Origin of the sequence: Streptomyces sp. NBC_00154 (assembly GCF_026342835.1) — a bacterium.
Classification (GTDB): domain Bacteria; phylum Actinomycetota; class Actinomycetes; order Streptomycetales; family Streptomycetaceae; genus Streptomyces.
The window spans coordinates 957,600-975,272 of sequence record NZ_JAPEMI010000001.1 but is presented as its reverse complement, the minus strand read 5'-3'; the positions used below and the strand labels follow the sequence as shown (position 1 = coordinate 975,272).

Annotated in this window: 13 protein-coding genes; 10 read left to right on the top strand and 3 right to left on the bottom strand. The window is 68.7% G+C overall.

The genetic code is table 11. The features are described from left to right. Nucleotide 1: 1 nt before the first annotated feature. From kdpA to OHA03_RS04265, 8 genes are all read left to right on the top strand, one after another. Nucleotides 2-1,666 carry a potassium-transporting ATPase subunit KdpA gene (gene kdpA / locus OHA03_RS04300; protein ID WP_267000893.1) on the top strand — a complete coding sequence of 555 codons (1,665 nt, stop codon included), beginning with the start codon at nucleotides 2-4 and terminating at the stop codon, nucleotides 1,664-1,666. Continuing rightward, nucleotides 1,663-3,792, top strand: a complete 2,130-nt coding sequence (kdpB, locus tag OHA03_RS04295) for a potassium-transporting ATPase subunit KdpB (protein WP_267000890.1) — start codon at nucleotides 1,663-1,665, stop codon at nucleotides 3,790-3,792. Before kdpA ends, kdpB begins: the two co-directional genes overlap by 4 nt. A 16-nt stretch (nucleotides 3,793-3,808) precedes the next feature. Then, nucleotides 3,809-4,477, top strand: a complete 669-nt coding sequence (locus tag OHA03_RS04290; RefSeq protein ID WP_267000888.1) for a potassium-transporting ATPase subunit C — start codon at nucleotides 3,809-3,811, stop codon at nucleotides 4,475-4,477. A 157-nt stretch (nucleotides 4,478-4,634) separates the two neighbouring features. Then, on the top strand, nucleotides 4,635-5,384 hold the full coding sequence (locus tag OHA03_RS04285) for an ABC transporter ATP-binding protein (protein WP_267000886.1): 750 nt from the start codon (nucleotides 4,635-4,637) through the stop codon (nucleotides 5,382-5,384). 185 nt (nucleotides 5,385-5,569) lie between these two features. Continuing rightward, nucleotides 5,570-8,113 (top strand): ATP-binding protein, encoded by a 2,544-nt coding sequence (locus tag OHA03_RS04280; protein WP_267000884.1) that lies wholly within the window; start codon nucleotides 5,570-5,572, stop codon nucleotides 8,111-8,113. Between the two features lie 64 nt (nucleotides 8,114-8,177). Continuing rightward, nucleotides 8,178-8,870 (top strand): response regulator, encoded by a 693-nt coding sequence (locus OHA03_RS04275; RefSeq protein WP_267000882.1) that lies wholly within the window; start codon nucleotides 8,178-8,180, stop codon nucleotides 8,868-8,870. A gap of 109 nt (nucleotides 8,871-8,979) precedes the next feature. After that, nucleotides 8,980-9,387, top strand: coding sequence for an OB-fold nucleic acid binding domain-containing protein (locus OHA03_RS04270; protein WP_037822942.1), 408 nt, complete (start codon nucleotides 8,980-8,982; stop codon nucleotides 9,385-9,387). A 3-nt stretch (nucleotides 9,388-9,390) separates the two neighbouring features. Next, complete coding sequence (locus OHA03_RS04265; RefSeq protein WP_267000877.1) at nucleotides 9,391-10,140, top strand: DUF3159 domain-containing protein; 750 nt, start codon at nucleotides 9,391-9,393, stop codon at nucleotides 10,138-10,140. A 126-nt stretch (nucleotides 10,141-10,266) separates the two neighbouring features. Here OHA03_RS04265 and OHA03_RS04260 read toward each other — a convergent pair whose 3' ends face one another. Continuing rightward, nucleotides 10,267-10,944, bottom strand: a complete 678-nt coding sequence (locus OHA03_RS04260) for a TrkA family potassium uptake protein (RefSeq protein ID WP_267000875.1) — start codon at nucleotides 10,942-10,944, stop codon at nucleotides 10,267-10,269. Beyond that, nucleotides 10,944-11,612, bottom strand: coding sequence for a TrkA family potassium uptake protein (locus OHA03_RS04255; protein WP_026242838.1), 669 nt, complete (start codon nucleotides 11,610-11,612; stop codon nucleotides 10,944-10,946). Before OHA03_RS04255 ends, OHA03_RS04260 begins: the two co-directional genes overlap by 1 nt. A gap of 416 nt (nucleotides 11,613-12,028) precedes the next feature. Between OHA03_RS04255 and OHA03_RS04250 the strand changes: the two genes are divergently transcribed. Beyond that, the gene (locus OHA03_RS04250) at nucleotides 12,029-14,077 is read left to right on the top strand and encodes an APC family permease (RefSeq protein WP_267000873.1); all 2,049 of its coding nucleotides are present in this window, start codon (nucleotides 12,029-12,031) and stop codon (nucleotides 14,075-14,077) included. Nucleotides 14,078-14,176: 99 nt separating this feature from the next. Continuing rightward, complete coding sequence (locus OHA03_RS04245) at nucleotides 14,177-15,535, top strand: class I SAM-dependent RNA methyltransferase (RefSeq protein WP_267000871.1); 1,359 nt, start codon at nucleotides 14,177-14,179, stop codon at nucleotides 15,533-15,535. Between the two features lie 35 nt (nucleotides 15,536-15,570). Here OHA03_RS04245 and OHA03_RS04240 read toward each other — a convergent pair whose 3' ends face one another. Further along, the gene (locus tag OHA03_RS04240) at nucleotides 15,571-17,058 is read right to left on the bottom strand and encodes an IS4 family transposase (RefSeq protein ID WP_267000869.1); all 1,488 of its coding nucleotides are present in this window, start codon (nucleotides 17,056-17,058) and stop codon (nucleotides 15,571-15,573) included. Nucleotides 17,059-17,673: the final 615 nt, after the last annotated feature.

Sequence of the window (17,673 nt, the reverse complement as noted above, 5' to 3'; positions counted from 1 at the left end):
TATGAGCCCCGTCCTCGCTGGTGTGCTCCAGCTGCTCGCGCTCGTGGTGGCGCTGGGTCTGGCGTACCGCCCCCTCGGCGACTACATGGCCGCCGTCTACTCCTCGAAGAAGCACCTGCGCGTCGAGAAATGGATCTACAAGTCCATCGGCGCCAATCCCGATACGGAGATGCGCTGGCCCGCCTACCTCCGCGGGGTCCTGGCGTTCTCCGCGGTGAGCGTTCTCTTCCTCTATCTGCTGCAGCGGTTCCAGGGCAGTCTGCCCGGCTCGCTCGGCTTCTCCTCGATCGATCCGGACCAGGCGTTCAACACGGCTGCCTCGTTCGTGTCGAACACCAACTGGCAGTCGTACTACGGCGAGCAGGCCATGGGCCATGTCGTGCAGACCGGCGGCCTCGCGGTGCAGAACTTCGTCTCGGCCGCTGTGGGTATCGCGGTCGCGGTGGCGCTGGTGAGGGGTTTCGCCCGCTCGCGCACCGGTGAGCTCGGCAACTTCTGGTCCGACCTGGTGCGCGGCACCATACGGATCCTGCTGCCGCTCTCCGTGGTCGGGGCGATTGCCCTGGTGGCGTGCGGTGCGATCCAGAACTTCGCCGGTATCCACGGGGTTGGCCAGTTCATGGGCGGGTCGCAGGAGTGGAACGGTGGTGCGGTCGCTTCGCAGGAGGCGATCAAGGAGCTGGGTACGAACGGCGGTGGTTACTTCAACGCCAACTCGGCCCACCCCTTCGAGAACCCCAACGGGCTCTCCAACCTTCTTGAGATCTTCCTGCTCCTGGTCATTCCGTTCGCGCTGACCCGCACCTTCGGCCGGATGGTGGGCTCCCTCAAGCAGGGGTACGCGATCCTCGCGACGATGGGCGTGATCTGGCTCGGTTTCGTTGCGTTGATGATGTGGACGGAGTTCGCCCACCACGGTCCGGCGTTCGACATCGCGGGCGGGGCGATGGAGGGCAAGGAGACCCGCTTCGGGGTCGGTGGCTCGTCGATCTTCGCGGTGTCCACCACGCTGACTTCGACGGGTGCGGTGAACTCGTTCCACTCCTCGTTCACCGGTTTCGGCGGCGGTATCACGATGCTGGGTATGCAGCTCGGTGAGATCGCCCCCGGTGGTACCGGTTCCGGCCTCTACGGCATGCTGATCATGGCGATCATCGCGGTGTTCATCGCGGGTCTGATGGTCGGCCGTACGCCGGAGTATCTCGGTAAGAAGATCGGCACCCGTGAGATCAAGCTTGCGGCCTGCTACATCCTGATCACCCCGGCGCTGGTGCTCATCTTCACCGCCGCGTCGATGGCCCTGCCCACCCCGGTCAACTCGATGACCAACTCCGGTGCGCACGGCTTCTCCGAGATCCTCTACGCGTTCACCTCGGGTGCCAACAACAACGGTTCGGCCTTCGCGGGTCTGAACGCGGACACGCAGTGGTTCAACACCACGATCGGGCTCGCGATGCTGCTGGGCCGGTTCCTGCCGATGGTGTTCGTCCTGGCGCTGGCGGGTTCGCTGGCTGAGCAGAGGCCGGTCCCGGCGACGGCGGGCACCCTGCGGACGGAGAAGCCGCTGTTCACGGGTCTGCTGGTCGGCACGATCCTGATCGTCACCGGTCTGACCTACTTCCCGGCGCTCGCGCTGGGACCGCTGGCCGAGGGGCTGGCGTCATGACCACTCGTATAGAGAAGCAAGAGGACTCGATGTCCACAGCCACTCCGACCCGGGCTCCGCACCAGGACGCGCCGACCGGCCACAAGGACGAAGGACGCGTCGGCGCGGGACTGTTCGACCCCCAGCAGCTGCTCAAATCCTTCCCCGACGCGGTACGCAAGCTCGACCCCCGGGTGATGGTCAAGTCACCGGTGATGTTCGTGGTCCTGGCCGGTTCGGTGCTCACCACCGTCCTGGCCGCCCTGGACCCGACCGACTGGTTCGGCTGGGCGATCGCCGCGTGGCTCTGGCTCACCACGATCTTCGCCAACCTGGCGGAGGCGGTCGCCGAGGGCCGCGGCAAGGCCCAGGCCGACACGCTGCGCAAGGCAAAGACCGACACGGTCGCGCGCCGGCTCGTCGGGAAGAACGAGGAGCGCGTACCGGGCACCGATCTGCGCATCGGCGACCTGGTGGTCTGCGAGGCCGGTGACATCGTCCCCGGTGACGGTGACGTCGTCGAGGGTGTCGCCAGCGTCGACGAGTCCGCCATCACGGGGGAGTCGGCGCCGGTCATCCGCGAGTCGGGCGGCGACCGCAGCGCGGTCACCGGTGGTACGAAGGTGCTCTCCGACCGCATCGTCATCAAGATCACCACCAAGCCCGGCGAGACGTTCATCGACCGGATGATCGCCCTGGTCGAGGGCGCTGCTCGGCAGAAGACCCCCAACGAGATCGCGCTGAACATCCTGCTCGCGTCCCTCACCATCGTCTTCCTGCTCGCGGTCGTCACCCTGCAGCCGTTCGCGATCTACGCGGGACAGCGGCAGTCGATGATCGTCCTGACCGCGCTGCTGGTCTGCCTGATCCCGACCACGATCGGCGCGCTGCTCTCCGCGATCGGCATCGCGGGCATGGACCGCCTCGTCCAGCGCAATGTGCTCGCCATGTCGGGACGTGCCGTCGAGGCCGCCGGTGACGTCTCCACGCTGCTGCTCGACAAGACCGGCACCATCACGCTCGGCAACCGCCAGGCCGCCGAGTTCGTACCCGTCAAGGGCACGACGGAGGCCGAACTGGCCGACGCCGCCCAGCTCTCCTCGCTCGCCGACGAGACGCCCGAAGGCCGCTCCGTCGTCGTCCTGGCGAAGGAGAAGTACGGACTGCGAGAGCGCCACCAGGGCGAGCTCGTCGGGGCCGAGTGGGTCGGCTTCACCGCACAGACCCGGATGTCGGGTGTGGACGTCGAGGGACGCAGGATCCGTAAGGGTGCGACCGGCTCGGTCGTCGCCTGGGTCGAGGAGCGGGGCGGCACCGTCTCGCCGGACGCCCGCACGCTCACCGACCGGATCTCACAGGCGGGCGGTACCCCGCTGCTCGTCGCCGTCGACGACGAGCGGGGTGCCCGGATCCTCGGCGTCATCCATCTCAAGGACGTCGTCAAGGAAGGGATGCGGGAGCGGTTCGACGAGCTGCGCCGGATGGGCATCCGTACGGTGATGATCACCGGCGACAACCCGCTGACCGCGAAGGCCATCGCCGAGGAGGCGGGGGTCGACGACTTCCTCGCCGAGGCCACGCCCGAGGACAAGATGGCCCTCATCAAGCGTGAGCAGGCGGGCGGCAAGCTCGTCGCGATGACCGGTGACGGTACGAACGACGCTCCGGCGCTCGCCCAGGCCGATGTCGGCGTGGCCATGAACACCGGCACCTCGGCCGCCAAGGAGGCCGGGAACATGGTGGACCTGGACTCCAACCCGACCAAGCTCATCGAGATCGTCGAGATCGGCAAGCAGTTGCTGATCACCCGCGGTGCGTTGACCACCTTCTCGATCGCCAACGACGTCGCGAAGTACTTCGCGATCATCCCGGCGATGTTCGCGGTGGTCTACCCGGGCCTGGACAAGCTGAACATCATGCAGCTGTCCTCGCCGCAGTCCGCGATCCTCTCCGCAGTCGTCTTCAACGCGCTGATCATCATCGCGCTGGTGCCGCTCGCCCTGAAGGGCGTGCGCTACCGGCCGAGCAGCGCCGACTCGATGCTTCGCCGCAACCTCGGGATCTACGGACTCGGCGGCCTGGTCGCCCCGTTCATCGGCATCAAGATCATCGACCTGATCCTCTCCCTCATTCCCGGAATCGGCTGATCGCGCCATGACCTCCATGAACAACTCCGCAGGAAACACCGTTCGGCTGCTCTGGGCCGGGCTGCGTGCCCTGCTCGTCCTCACGATCGTCTGCGGCGTGATCTACCCGCTCGCCGTCACCGGTGTCGCCCAGGGCATCCTCCCGGGCAAGGCCAACGGTTCCGAGATCACGGCGAACGGCAAGGTCGTCGGCTCCGAACTCATCGGCCAGCGCTACGACCTGCCGCTGAAGAAGGGTGAGGAGACCGCGGCCCCGGACCTCAAGTGGTTCCAGCCGCGCCCGTCCAACGGCCTCGGCAGCAACAGCGTCAACACCCAGTACAAGCTGATCCTGTCCGGTGCGACCAACCGGTCCGGCGACAACAAGGACCTGATCGACTGGGTCACCGCCGCCAAGGCCGCCGTCGTCAAGGACAACTCCGTGCCCGGCCACCCGGTCAGCCCCTCGGCCGTGCCGGCCGACGCCGTCACCTCCTCCGGCTCCGGTCTCGACCCGGACATCTCCCCGCAGTACGCACAGCTCCAGGTGCGCCGTGTCGCCGAGCGGAACCACCTCGGCGTCGACCAGGTGGAGAAGCTGGTGGAGCAGCACACCGACGGCCGGATCCTCGGATTCGTGGGGGAGCCGCGGGTCAACGTCCTGCAGCTCAACATCGCACTCAACGAGCTGGTGAACGGAGGCTGATCCTCCGCCGACGGATGCGCCGGGCCGCCGTGGTCATGCTGTACGGACCACGGCGGCCCGGCGCCGTGCCCGCCAGGAGAGCTTCGGCCATTGCCCGGCCGTGTGCCTCATGCACATACTGGCGGCCGACGGGAACCGACCACGCACGGGGGAGCGCATGACCGACAGCACCGACGGAAAGAGCACAGGCAGGCAGGGCGGCACGGCGGTCGCCGAGGGCCCGGCCCGCGGGCCGATGGTGCGCATCGAGGACCTGCACCGCTCGTACGGAACCGGCGCGGGCGCCGTCCACGCGCTGCGCGGGATCTCCCTCGACGTGCCGCGCGGCGAACTCGTCGCACTCAAGGGGCGCTCGGGTTCCGGCAAGACAACCCTGCTGAACCTGGTCGGCGGCCTCGACAGCCCCGACCGCGGCCGGATCACCGTCGACGGCACGGACCTCTCCGAGCTCGGCGAGGACGGGCTGCTGGAGCTGCGCCGGGACCGGATCGGCTTCATCTTCCAGTCGTTCGGCCTGATCCCGATCCTGACCGCCGCGGAGAACGTCGGCGTACCGATGCGGCTGCGCAAGGTGGACCCGCGCGAGCGGGAGGACCGGGTGGCGTTGCTGCTCTCCCTGGTCGGGCTCGGCGACCACGGTGCGCAGCGGCCCGGGGAGCTCTCCGGCGGCCAGCAGCAGCGCGTCGCGATCGCCCGCGCGCTCGCCAACCGGCCCGCGCTGCTGATCGCGGACGAGCCGACGGGACAGCTCGACGCGGAGACGGGGCTCGCCGTGATGGAGCTGTTGCGGGCGGTGGTGCGGAGCGAGGGGGTGACCGCGTTGGTGGCGACGCACGATGCGCAGCTGCTGGGGCTCGCGGACCGCGTGCTGGAGCTGAGCGACGGGCTCATCGCCGAGCGCGCGTAGCGGGCGGAAAAGGGGTGTCCGGGCTCGCCCCGGGCACCCCTTTGGCTGCCCGGTTCGACGCATCAGAATTCTGTCAATTCGGTCTTCTGCCCGACCTTGCATCCCCTTTGTCGTAAATATTCGAGGTAGCTTCGAGAGCGGCTGCCGCATCGGCCGCAGTCGCTCATCTGAAAGACAATGGGGCCATGGCACGCGGCAAGCTTCGGATCTACCTGGGTGCGGCACCGGGCGTCGGCAAGACGTACGCGATGCTCTCCGAGGCCCACCGCCGGGTGGAGCGGGGCACCGACTGCGTCGTCGGGTTCGTGGAACACCACGATCGGCCGCGCACCGAGGTCATGCTGCACGGCCTGGAGCAGGTCCCGCGCCGCGCGATCGACTACCGGGACACCGTCTTCACCGAGATGGACGTCGACGCGGTCCTGGACCGTGCCCCGGCCGTAGCCCTGGTGGACGAACTGGCCCACACCAATGTGCCGGGCTCCCGCAACGCCAAGCGCTGGCAGGACGTCGAGGAGCTGCTCCAGGCGGGCATCGACGTCGTCTCCACCGTCAACATCCAGCACCTTGAGTCGCTCGGCGACGTCGTCGAGTCGATAACCGGCGTACGGCAGCGTGAGACCGTTCCCGACGAGGTCGTCCGCCGGGCGGACCAGATCGAGCTGGTCGACATGTCGCCTCAGGCGCTGCGCCGCCGGATGGCCCACGGCAACGTCTACAAGCCGGACCGGATCGACGCGTCCCTGTCCAACTACTTCCGCCCGGGCAATCTCACCGCCCTGCGCGAGCTCGCCCTGCTCTGGGTCGCCGACCGGGTCGACGAGTACCTCCAGCAGTACCGCGGCGAACACAACATCAGCACCACCTGGCAGGCCCGCGAACGCATCGTCGTCGGACTCACCGGCGGACCCGAGGGCCGTACGCTCATCCGCCGCGCGTCCAGGATGGCCGCCAAGGGTTCCGGTGGCGAGATCCTCGCCGTCTACATCGCCCGCAGCGACGGACTGACCTCCGCGTCGCCCAAGGAACTCACCGCTCAGCGCACCCTCGTCGAGGACCTCGGCGGTACGTTCCACCACGTCATCGGCGACGACATACCCGCGGCACTCCTCGCGTTCGCCCGGGGGGTCAACGCCACCCAGATCGTGCTCGGCTCCAGCCGTCGCAAGGCCTGGCAGTACATCTACGGCCCCGGCGTCGGCGCCACCGTCGCCCGCGAGTCCGGCCCCGACCTCGACGTCCACATCGTCACGCACGACGAGGTCGCCAAGGGCCGCGGACTGCCGATCGCCCGCGGCGCCCGGCTCGGCCGCGCACGGATCATCTGGGGCTGGTTGACCGGGGTCGGCGGTCCGGTCCTGCTCACGCTGCTCCTGACCAGCATGTCGAACGGTCCGGGGCTCGCCAACGACGTCCTGCTCTTCCTCTTCATGACGGTCGCCGCAGCCCTGCTCGGCGGGCTGCTGCCCGCCCTCGCGTCCGCGGCCGTCGGCTCGCTGCTGCTGAATTACTGGTTCACCCCGCCGACCCACACCCTGACGGTGCAGGACCCGAGGAACTTCGTCGCCATCGTGATCTTCTTCGCGGTCGCCGTGGCAGTGGCCTCCGTCGTCGACCTGGCGGCCCGTCGTACCCATCAGGCGGCCCGGTTGCGCGCCGAGTCCGAGATCCTGTCCTTCCTGGCCGGCAGCGTGCTGCGGGGCGAGACCACCCTGGACGCCCTGCTGGACCGGGTCCGCGAGACCTTCGCCATGGAGTCCGTGGCACTCCTGGAGCGGCGCAGCGACGTCGATCCGTGGACCTGCGCGGGCAGTGTCGGCCCTGCGCCCGTCTCCCGCCCCGAGGACGCCGATGTGGACATGCCCGTCGGCGACCACATGGCGCTCGCGCTCTCCGGCCGGGTGCTGCCCGCCGAGGACCGCCGGGTGCTCGGCGCGTTCGCCGCCCAGGCCGCCGTCGTACTCGACCGGCAGCGCCTGGTCGGGGAGGCGGAGGAGGCTCGGCGGCTCGCCGAGGGGAACCGGATACGGACTGCGCTCCTCGCCGCCGTCAGCCACGATCTACGGACCCCGCTGGCCGCCATCAAGGCCGCCGTCACCTCGCTGCGCTCCGACGACGTGGCCTGGTCGGAGGCGGATGAGGCGGAGCTCCTCGAAGGTATCGAGAACGGCGCCGACCGTCTCGACCATCTGGTCGGCAACCTCCTCGACATGTCGAGGCTGCAGACCGGCACCGTCACCCCCCTGATCCGCGAGATCGACCTCGACGAGGTGGTCCCGATGGCGCTCGGAGGCGTACCGGAGGGCAGCGTCGACCTGGACATCCCCGAGACGCTGCCGATGGTCGCCGTCGACCCGGGGCTGCTGGAGCGGGCCGTCGCGAACATCGTCGAGAACGCCGTCAAGTACAGCCCCGACGGGGAACGCGTCACCGTGGCCGCCAGCGCGCTCGGCGCCCGGGTCGAGCTCCGGGTGGCCGACCGCGGCCCCGGCGTCCCCGACGAGGGCAAGGAGCGGATCTTCGAACCCTTCCAGCGCTACGGCGACGCCCCGCGCGGCGCCGGAGTCGGTCTGGGGCTCGCCGTCGCCCGCGGCTTCGTGGAGTCCATGGGCGGCACCCTCGACGCCGAGGACACCCCCGGTGGCGGCATGACCATGGTCCTGACGCTCAGGGCGGTGTCGGGATACGTTCCGATCGGTACCGACCTGCCCGCACAGGCCGTCTCGTGATCGCCGCAGTGATACCTGTACTGCTTCCCGCAGCAATTCCGTACAGCAGAAAGGCAGGTCCCCGATGACCCGGGTGCTTGTGGTCGACGACGAGCCGCAGATCGTACGCGCCCTCGTGATCAATCTGAAGGCGCGCAAGTACGAGGTGGACGCGGCGCCCGACGGCGCGACCGCCCTCCAGCTCGCCGCCGCGCGCCACCCCGATGTCGTCGTTCTCGACCTCGGACTGCCGGACATGGACGGCGTGGAGGTGATCAGGGGGCTACGCGGCTGGACCCGGGTGCCGATCCTGGTGCTCTCCGCCCGCCATACCTCCGACGAGAAGGTCGAGGCGCTGGACGCGGGAGCCGACGACTACGTCACCAAGCCGTTCGGCATGGACGAGCTGCTGGCCCGGCTGCGCGCCTCGGTCCGGCGGGCCGAACCGGTCGGCCAGGACGGCGCCGACGACATCGTGATGGTCGAGACCGAGGGGTTCACCGTCGACCTGGCGGCGAAGAAGGTCCAGCGCGAGGGACGCGACGTGCGGCTCACCCCGACCGAGTGGCACCTGCTGGAGGTGCTGGTCCGCAACAGCGGCCGGCTGGTGAGCCAGAAGCAGCTGCTGCAGGAGGTGTGGGGGCCTTCGTACGGCACCGAGACCAACTATCTGCGGGTCTACATGGCCCAGCTCCGGCGCAAGCTGGAGGCGGACCCCTCGCACCCCCGGCACTTCATCACCGAGCCGGGCATGGGTTACCGCTTCGAACGCGGCTGAGCACTGTGCGTGCGGCGGCCCGTCGTCAGCTTCGCTCCGTGGCGAGTCGCCCGTCGGAGTGAGAGAACGGACACCTGCCCGGACCACCCCGGCCCGGTACCCTTCGGGTATGAGTGCTGTCCCTCGTTCCGAGAAGGCGGAGCGGCCGTCCGGCCGCTTCCGTCGGATGCTCGACCGGCTGTCCAGCTCCCAGCAAGACCTGGAATCGGAGGAGCTGCAGGAGGACTCGCAGGCATCGGGATGCACGCGGATCTCCGAATGCAACGACCGCCAGATCGTCAAGGTGACTGGTACCTTGCGGACCGTCACCCTGCGGCCGCGCGCCGGAGTGCCCGCCCTGGAAGCGGAGCTCTTCGACGGCACCGCTCCGCTGGACGTGGTCTGGCTGGGCAGGCGTTCCATCGTGGGCATAGAGCCGGGCCGTAAGCTCATCGCCTCCGGCCGGATCGCCATGAGCCACGGACGCCGGGTGCTGTTCAACCCCAAATACGAACTCCGACCGCTCGGCAAGGAGTAGCCGGTGACGTCTCTCGACAAGCCGACACCCGATACGGACCGCACCGACCAGCAGGAGGCCGACGCGAAGGCGGTCACCGAAGCCGCCCTCTTCGAGGCCTTCGGCGGCATCCGCGGGATGGTGGAGACAGTCCTGCCCGGGCTGCTCTTCGTCACGATCTTCACCATCAACAAGGATCTGCACACCTCGGCCATCGCGGCCCTGGTCGTGTCCCTGGTTCTCGTCGCCGTACGGCTGATCCGCAAGGACACCGTCAAGCACGCCTTCAGCGGGGTCTTCGGCGTCGCCTTCGGTGTGGTCTTCGCGATGATGACGGGCAACGCCAAGGACTTCTACCTGCCCGGCATGATCTACACGCTGGGCCTGGCCCTCGCCTACATCGTCACGACGATCGCCGGGGTGCCGCTGATAGGGCTGATTCTCGGGCCGGTCTTCAAGGAGAACCTCTCCTGGCGCACCCGGAACCCCGGCCGCAAGAAGGCGTACGCCAAGGCCAGCTGGGCCTGGGGTCTGATACTGCTCGCCAAGTGCGCGATCCTCTTCCCGCTCTACTGGTGGGCCGACACCGCCCAGCTCGGCTGGGTCCTGGTCGCCCTGAAGATCCCGCCGTTCCTGCTCGCGGTGTACCTGACCTGGGTCTTCCTCGCCAAGGCGCCGCCGCCCATCGACGTCTTCGCCGAGATGGAGGCGGAGGAGCAGGCCGAGAAGGCCCGCAAGGAAGAAGCCGCCGCGGCCCGCAACACCGAGGCCTGACCGACAGCGATAGCGACAGCGACAGGGGCCCGGAACCGTGGATCACGGTTCCGGGCCCCTTCGGCGTACGAGATGTCGTGCGGGACGACCTACCTGAGCCGAGGCCGGTCAGCCGGCCGGCCGTCCTCAGTCGTCGGTGACCTCGCGACGCACCGACAGCAGGTCCTCCAGCTGCTCCTCGCGCGCCTGGGCGGCCACGAACAGCAGCTCGTCACCGGCCTCCAGCGTCTCCTCCGAGCCCGGGGTCAGCACCCGCGTACCGCGGATGATGGTGACCAGCGAGGTGTCCTCGGGCCACGCCACATCGCCGACCTGGGTACCGGCCAGCGCCGACTCCGGGGGCAGCGTCAGCTCGACCAGGTTGGCGTCGCCGTGGCTGAAGCGCAGCAGCCGGACCAGATCGCCGACGCTCACCGCCTCCTCGACCAGCGCGGACATCAGACGCGGCGTGGAGACCGCGACATCGACGCCCCAGGACTCGTTGAACAGCCACTCGTTCTTCGGGTTGTTGACCCGGGCGACGACCCGCGGCACGCCGTACTCGGTCTTGGCGAGCAGCGAGACGACCAGGTTCACCTTGTCGTCGCCGGTCGCGGCGATCACGACGTTGCAGCGCTGGAGCGCCGCCTCGTCCAGCGAGGTGATCTCGCAGGCATCCGCGAGCAGCCACTCGGCCATGGGCACCCGCTCCACGGAGATGGCGGTCGGCGCCTTGTCCACGAGGAGCACCTCGTGGCCGTTCTCCAGCAGCTCGGCGGCGATGGAGCGACCCACCGCGCCGGCCCCGGCAATCGCGACACGCATCAGTGACCGCCCTCCTCAGGACCCTCGGCGAAGGCCGCCTCGACCTTCGCGATCTCGTCCGTACGCATCATCACGTGGACGAGATCGCCCTCCTGCAGCACCGTCTGCGACGACGGAAGAATGGCTTCGCCCAATCGGGTGAGGAACGCCACGCGGACGCCCGTCTCCTCCTGCAGCGTGCTGATCTTGTGCCCGATCCAGGACGGGGTGGTGTGCACCTCGGCGAGCTGTACACCGCCGCTCGGGTCGCGCCACAGCGGCTCGGCGCCCGAGGGCAGCAGCCGCCGCAGCATCTGGTCCGCCGTCCAGCGCACGGTGGCGACCGTGGGGATGCCGAGGCGCTGGTAGACCTCGGCGCGCCGCGGGTCGTAGATCCGAGCCGCGACGTTCTCGATGCCGAACATCTCGCGGGCCACCCGGGCGGCGATGATGTTCGAGTTGTCGCCGCTGCTCACCGCGGCGAACGCGCCGGCCTCCTCGATACCCGCCTCACGGAGGGTGTCCTGGTCGAAACCGACGCCGGTGACGCGCCGGCCACCGAACCCCGACCCGAGACGGCGGAACGCCGTGGGGTCCTGGTCGATCACGGCGACCGTGTGCCCCTGCTGCTCCAGGGTCTGCGCGAGAGCGGCTCCTACTCGCCCGCAGCCCATGATGACGATGTGCACCTTGCGCCTACCTCGCAGTCCTGGTCGTCCGGCTGACCTGCGAAAACACCCTGCTCACACTCTTTCCTCGGCTTGCCGGGCAAACAACGGGGCAACGTTTTTCGGCGTTGCCCGGGATGAGCTTATGCGGCCACCGACGCGTTGCCTCATTCGAGTGTGCTTTCGCCAGGGCCGTAGCTGCAAAGGCGCGGTAAAGGGAACAAGCGGGGAAGGGAGATTTACTGGAACGCCACCGTCCGCTACACCGGTCCCCGTGGCCAACCGGAACGGAACGGTTACAGCGTGCTGATGTCATAGGGGGGAGTGCAAGGATTCCGTTAAGGATTCCGTGCCGATTTCGACTGAGTGCAGGAGATTGCAGGAAGGCGGGGGTGGTGCGTGGGCGGCCTCCATACGGAACCCTTACGATCCTCAGCGTGTCCAAACTGACCGACGTGCCCAAACGGATCCTGATCGGCCGGGCGTTGCGCAGCGACAAGCTGGGGGAAACGCTCCTCCCCAAGCGCATCGCCCTCCCCGTCTTCGCATCCGACCCGCTGTCCTCGGTGGCGTACGCACCAGGAGAAGTCCTCCTCGTGCTGTCCATCGCGGGCGTGTCGGCGTACCACTTCAGCCCGTGGATCGCGGCCGCTGTCGTGGTCCTGATGTTCACGGTCGTCGCCTCGTACCGGCAGAACGTGCATGCCTACCCGAGCGGCGGCGGCGACTACGAGGTCGCCACCACCAACCTCGGCCCCAAGGCCGGTCTGACCGTCGCCAGCGCCCTGCTGGTGGACTACGTCCTGACCGTCGCCGTGTCGATCGCCTCCGGCGTGGAGAACCTCGGCTCCGCGATCCCGTTCGTCGTCGAGCACAAGACGCTCTGCGCGATCGGGGCCATCGTGCTGCTGACCCTGATGAACCTGCGGGGCGTCAAGGAGTCCGGCAAGCTCTTCGCCATCCCCACGTATCTCTTCGTGGCCGGCGTCTTCATCATGATCGCCTGGGGTGCGTTCCGCGGTCTTGTCCTCGGCGACACCATGCACGCCCCGACCTCGGACTACGAGATCAAGCCCGAGCACCAGGGTCTGGCCGGCTTCGCCCTCGTCTTCCTGCTGCTGCGGGCGTTCTCCTCCGGCTGTGCGGCGCTGACCGGCGTCGAGGCGATCAGCAACGGTGTACCCGCCTTCCGCAAGCCGAAGAGCAAGAACGCCGCGACCACTCTCGCGATGATGGGCCTGCTGGCCGTCACGATGTTCTGCGGCATCATCGGCCTGGCCATGGCCACCGATGTGAAGATGGCCGAGAACCCGGCCCAGGACCTGATCCACAACGGCGCCGCCGTCGGTTCGAGCTTCGTCCAGGACCCGGTGATCTCCCAGGTCGCGGCTGCAGTCTTCGGTGACGGCTCGTTCCTCTTCATCATCCTCGCCGCGGCCACCGCACTCGTGCTCTTCCTGGCCGCCAACACCGCGTACAACGGCTTCCCGCTGCTCGGCTCGATCCTCGCCCAGGACCGGTACCTGCCGCGCCAGCTGCACACCCGCGGTGACCGGCTCGCCTTCTCCAACGGCATCGTGCTGCTGGCCGGCGCGGCCATCCTGCTCACCTGGATCTACGGCGCCGACTCGACCCGGCTGATCCAGCTGTACATCGTCGGTGTGTTCGTCTCCTTCACCCTCAGCCAGACCGGCATGGTCCGGCACTGGAACCGTCATCTGCGGACCGAGAAGGACCCGGCCAAGCGCCGCCACATGATCCGCTCCCGCGCGATCAACACCTTCGGCGCGTTCTTCACCGGCCTGGTGCTCGTCGTCGTGCTCGCCACCAAGTTCACCCACGGCGCCTGGGTGGCGCTGCTCGGCATGGTGATCTTCTACGGGACGATGACCGCGATCCGCAGGCACTACGACCGCGTCGCCGAGGAAATCGCCGCGGACGAGGCCCCGTCCGACGACAGCATGAAACCCTCCCGGGTCCACTCCATCGTCCTGGTCTCCAAGCTGCACCGGCCCACGCTGCGCGCGCTCGCGTACGCCAAGCTGATCCGCTCCGACCGTCTGGAGGCGCTGTCCATCAGCGTCGACCCCGCCGAGACCAAGGCGCTCAAGGAGGACTGGGAGCGGCGCGGCATCAACATCCCGCTGAAGATCCTCGACTCCCCGTACCGCGAAGTGACCCGGCCGGTCATCGACTACGTGAAGGGCCTGCGCCGGGAGAGCCCCCGCGACGTGGTCAGTGTCTACATCCCGGAGTACGTGGTCGGGCACTGGTACGAGCACCTGCTGCACAACCAGAGCGCCCTGCGCCTCAAGGGGCGGCTGCTGTTCACCCCGGGCGTGATGGTGACGTCCGTCCCGTACCAGCTGGAATCCTCCGAGGCCGCGAAGAAGCGCGCCAGGAAGCGTGCCGAATGGAACGCTCCCGGATCGGTCCGCCGGGGTCCCGTGGAGCGCAGGGCCAAGGAGCCCAGCAACAAGAGCTGACTCTCCGTGCCCGCAAGTGGTAAGCGGCCGGACACCACCCACGTAGACTTGTGGGTTGTTGTCCGGCCGTTTTCCTTTGATCTCTGGAGCCACCCCCTCATGCAGAACGAATCCACCTCGTCGCCGGCCGAGGACTCGCAGACCGGGGACTCACTGATCGGCGAGGAGTACGAGGTCGAGGTGGGCCCCGTCGCACACGGCGGCCACTGCATCGCCCGTACCTCGGAGGGCCAGGTCCTCTTCGTACGGCACACGCTGCCCGGCGAGAAGGTGATCGCCCGGATCACCGACGGCGACAAGGACTCCCGCTTCCTGCGCGCCGACGCCGTCACGATCATCGAACCGTCCAAGGACCGCGTCGAGGCGCCCTGCCCGTACGCCGGCCCCGGCAAGTGCGGCGGCTGCGACTGGCAGCACGCCAAGCCCGGCGCCCAGCGCCGGCTCAAGGGCGAAGTCATCGCCGAACAGCTCCAGCGCCTCGCCGGGCTCACCCCCGAAGAGGCCGGCTGGGACGGCACGGTCATGCCGGCCGAGGGCGACAAGCTCCCGAAGGGCGAGGTGCCGGCCTGGCGCACCCGCGTCCAGTACGCCATCGACGAGAACGGCCGCGCCGGCCTGCGCAAGCACCGCTCGCACGACGTCGAGCCGATCGAGCACTGCATGATCGCGGCGCCCGGCGTCTCGGAACTCGGCATCGAGAAGCGCGACTGGACCGGCATGGCCTCGGTGGAAGCCATCACCGCCACCGGTTCCAACGACCGCCAGGTCATCCTCACCCCGAAGCCCGGCGCCCGGCTGCCGCTCGTCGAGCTCGACAAGCCGGTCTCCGTCCTGCGCGTCGACGAACGCGACGGCGGCATCCACCGGGTCCACGGCCGCGGCTTCGTCCGCGAACGCGCCGACGACCGCACGTACCGCGTCGGCTCGGGCGGCTTCTGGCAGGTCCACCCGCAGGCTGCCAACACCCTCGTCCGCGCGGTCATGCAGGGCCTCCTGCCCCGCAAGAACGACATGGCCCTCGACCTCTACTGCGGCGTCGGCCTGTTCGCCGGCGCCATCGGTCAGCGCATCGGCGAGAAGGGTGCGGTCCTCGGCATCGAGTCCGGCAAGCGCGCCGTCGAGGACGCCCGCCACAACCTCCAGGACCTCGACCGGGTCCGCATCGAGCACGGCAAGGTCGACCAGATCCTGCCCCGCACCGGCATCACCGAGTGCGACCTGATCGTCCTCGACCCGCCGCGCGCGGGCGCGGGCAAGCAGACGGTGAAGCACCTCGCCGGCCTCGGCGCCCGCCGCATCGCCTACGTCGCCTGCGACCCGGCGGCACTCGCGCGCGACCTGGCGTACTTCCGGGAGGGCGGCTACAAGGTGCGGACGCTGCGGGCGTTCGACCTGTTCCCGATGACCTCGCACGTGGAGTGCGTGGCGATTCTGGAGCCTGCGGAAAAGGGCGCCTGACCTGCAATGCCGGTGAGTTAGCGCGTCGGTGCAGGTCAGGTGGGGTGCTTGGTGACTTTGAGTGTGTAGCGGACGTTACTGGGAGTGCGGGTCTGGTCCCGTTTTCTGACCTCGAAGGTGTTCTTGGACGGCTTCTTGATGCGCTGGCACTGCCGGTTGCGCCGGGGCGGCAGGAGGGCGGCCAAGAGCTCTGTGGTGGCTTCGCGGCGGGCGGCGGCCAGTGTGGTGACGTCGGCTGCGGCCTGGGCGGCGACGGCCAGCCGGGCGAGCTGCACCGTGACGGTGAAGGAGATCCGGTCAGGATCGGTCCCGCCGTGTTCTGCCGCGCGCGTCTGCAGTGCGCATAGTGCCTGGTAGACGGTGAGAAGGGCGTAGATCTCCTGGTAGATCAGCTCGGGCGCCTTGGAGCGCAGGATGAATCCGGCGCCGCGCAGGCGGTTCTTCAGTTCCGCGAATCCGTTTTCGATCTCCCACCGCTGGTGATATGCCCTCGCCAGCTGGTGGGCCGGGGCGAGGCGGTGGTCCAGCAGGCTGGTGACCAGCCGGAACGTCTCGGTGCGGGGTGGGCCGGCCTGTGGGTGGATGGTCACGGTGTACTCGATGATCCGTACCAGGTGTCCCCGGGGCGGCTCGGTCAGGGTGCGTCCGGCCGCGCGGGCCTGACCGTGGCGGATGTTCTCCGCGGGCGTGCGCATGATGGACAGGTAGGACCCGTCGGACAGCACCCGCAGCGGCACGAAGACCAGGTTCTTCTTGATCCGCCAGGCCAGGTGGGCGCCGGTGGCGCGGGCCAGGCCCCACAGCTGGTATCCGGCGAAGTTGCGGTCGGCCAGCAGCAGCATGTCCCCTCGCAGGGAGGCCAGCAGCCGGCGGGCGAGCTTGTGCTCGCTGAACCTGGCCACGGCGTCGAAGGCCGCGTCGACCAGGGCGTGGGTGCCGCATTCGGTCAGGGCCATCAGGCGGACCTGTGGGTGTCCGCTCTGGTTGACACCACCCTTGCCGGTGAAACCGAACTCAGCAGCGTTTGCCGGGGTGTCGGGGACATCCAGCGCGGTGCCGTCCCAGGCGACCAGCCGCAGCCCGAAGGCGAACGCGCCCGGAGTGACGGTCGTGGCCAGCGTGCCGCACCGCCGCTCGAACAGCGCCTGCAGCGGCTTGTCGCCCAGCCGCTGCCGGGCCCGTGTCAGGGCCGAGCTGGTGGGCAAGCGCTGCACACACAGGCCTGGCAGATGCCGCAGCTTCTCCGTCAACGTGCGCAGGACCGACCGGTATCCCGGCGGCCCGGCACTGTCGGAGCTGCTGAACAGGCACAACGCCAGGATGAAGTAGACCACCGCCCGGGCGGGCAACAGCCGGCGGCGACGCTCGCCGCAGCCGGTCAACTCCACGACCTCGTCAACCAGTTCAGGGCTGATCTCCTCGGTCAACACGCCGAGACGGACGTGCTCGCCAAAGCGCCGGTCCGTGGGGGTCACCAGCCTGTTCAACGGGGCCTGGCTGCCCTCGGTGATGGCAGACGACATGCGGACGATGGCACACTGAGTACCCAACGGAGTTCCCTCGCGGACAGTCGGATCTTGGTCGATCTTCTGTCCTACCGGGAACTCCGTTGCCGTGTCCCGGCCTCCGCCGACACGTCACCAGAAGTGACGGATCACGCAACGTCACCAGGGGATATTCCCAACCAAACCCCGCACTATCAAGTGCCTGACCTGCACCGACGCGCTAACTCACCGGCATTGGCCTGACCTGCGGTTTTGTGGCCTCGTTGGTTCGCTCGACCTGTTTCCCTTTGTGTAGCGGGTTGAGCGGATAGATTGCTCGTCAACAATTCCTGACCTGCGACTTCGTCGGGGAGGCGAGCGCACCGGCGACGCCGTCAAGGACTCGTTCGAAGATTCTTGACGCTCAAATGACGCTTGGTTCAGGGCTCTGGGCCAGCCGCCACGCGGCCCGGCGTGAGGTCCTCGGCGACCTGTAGTAGGGAGTGGCGCCCATGGCTGGCAACCGCCGCAACGGGCGCCCCTACCGGGCACTCTGCGCCAGGCAACGCAGCCTCAGCCTCCCCTGCTGGTGGTGCGGCCACAGCATCCGGTACGACGTCGCCGGCCCCGGAGCTCCTCGCGCCCGCCAACGCC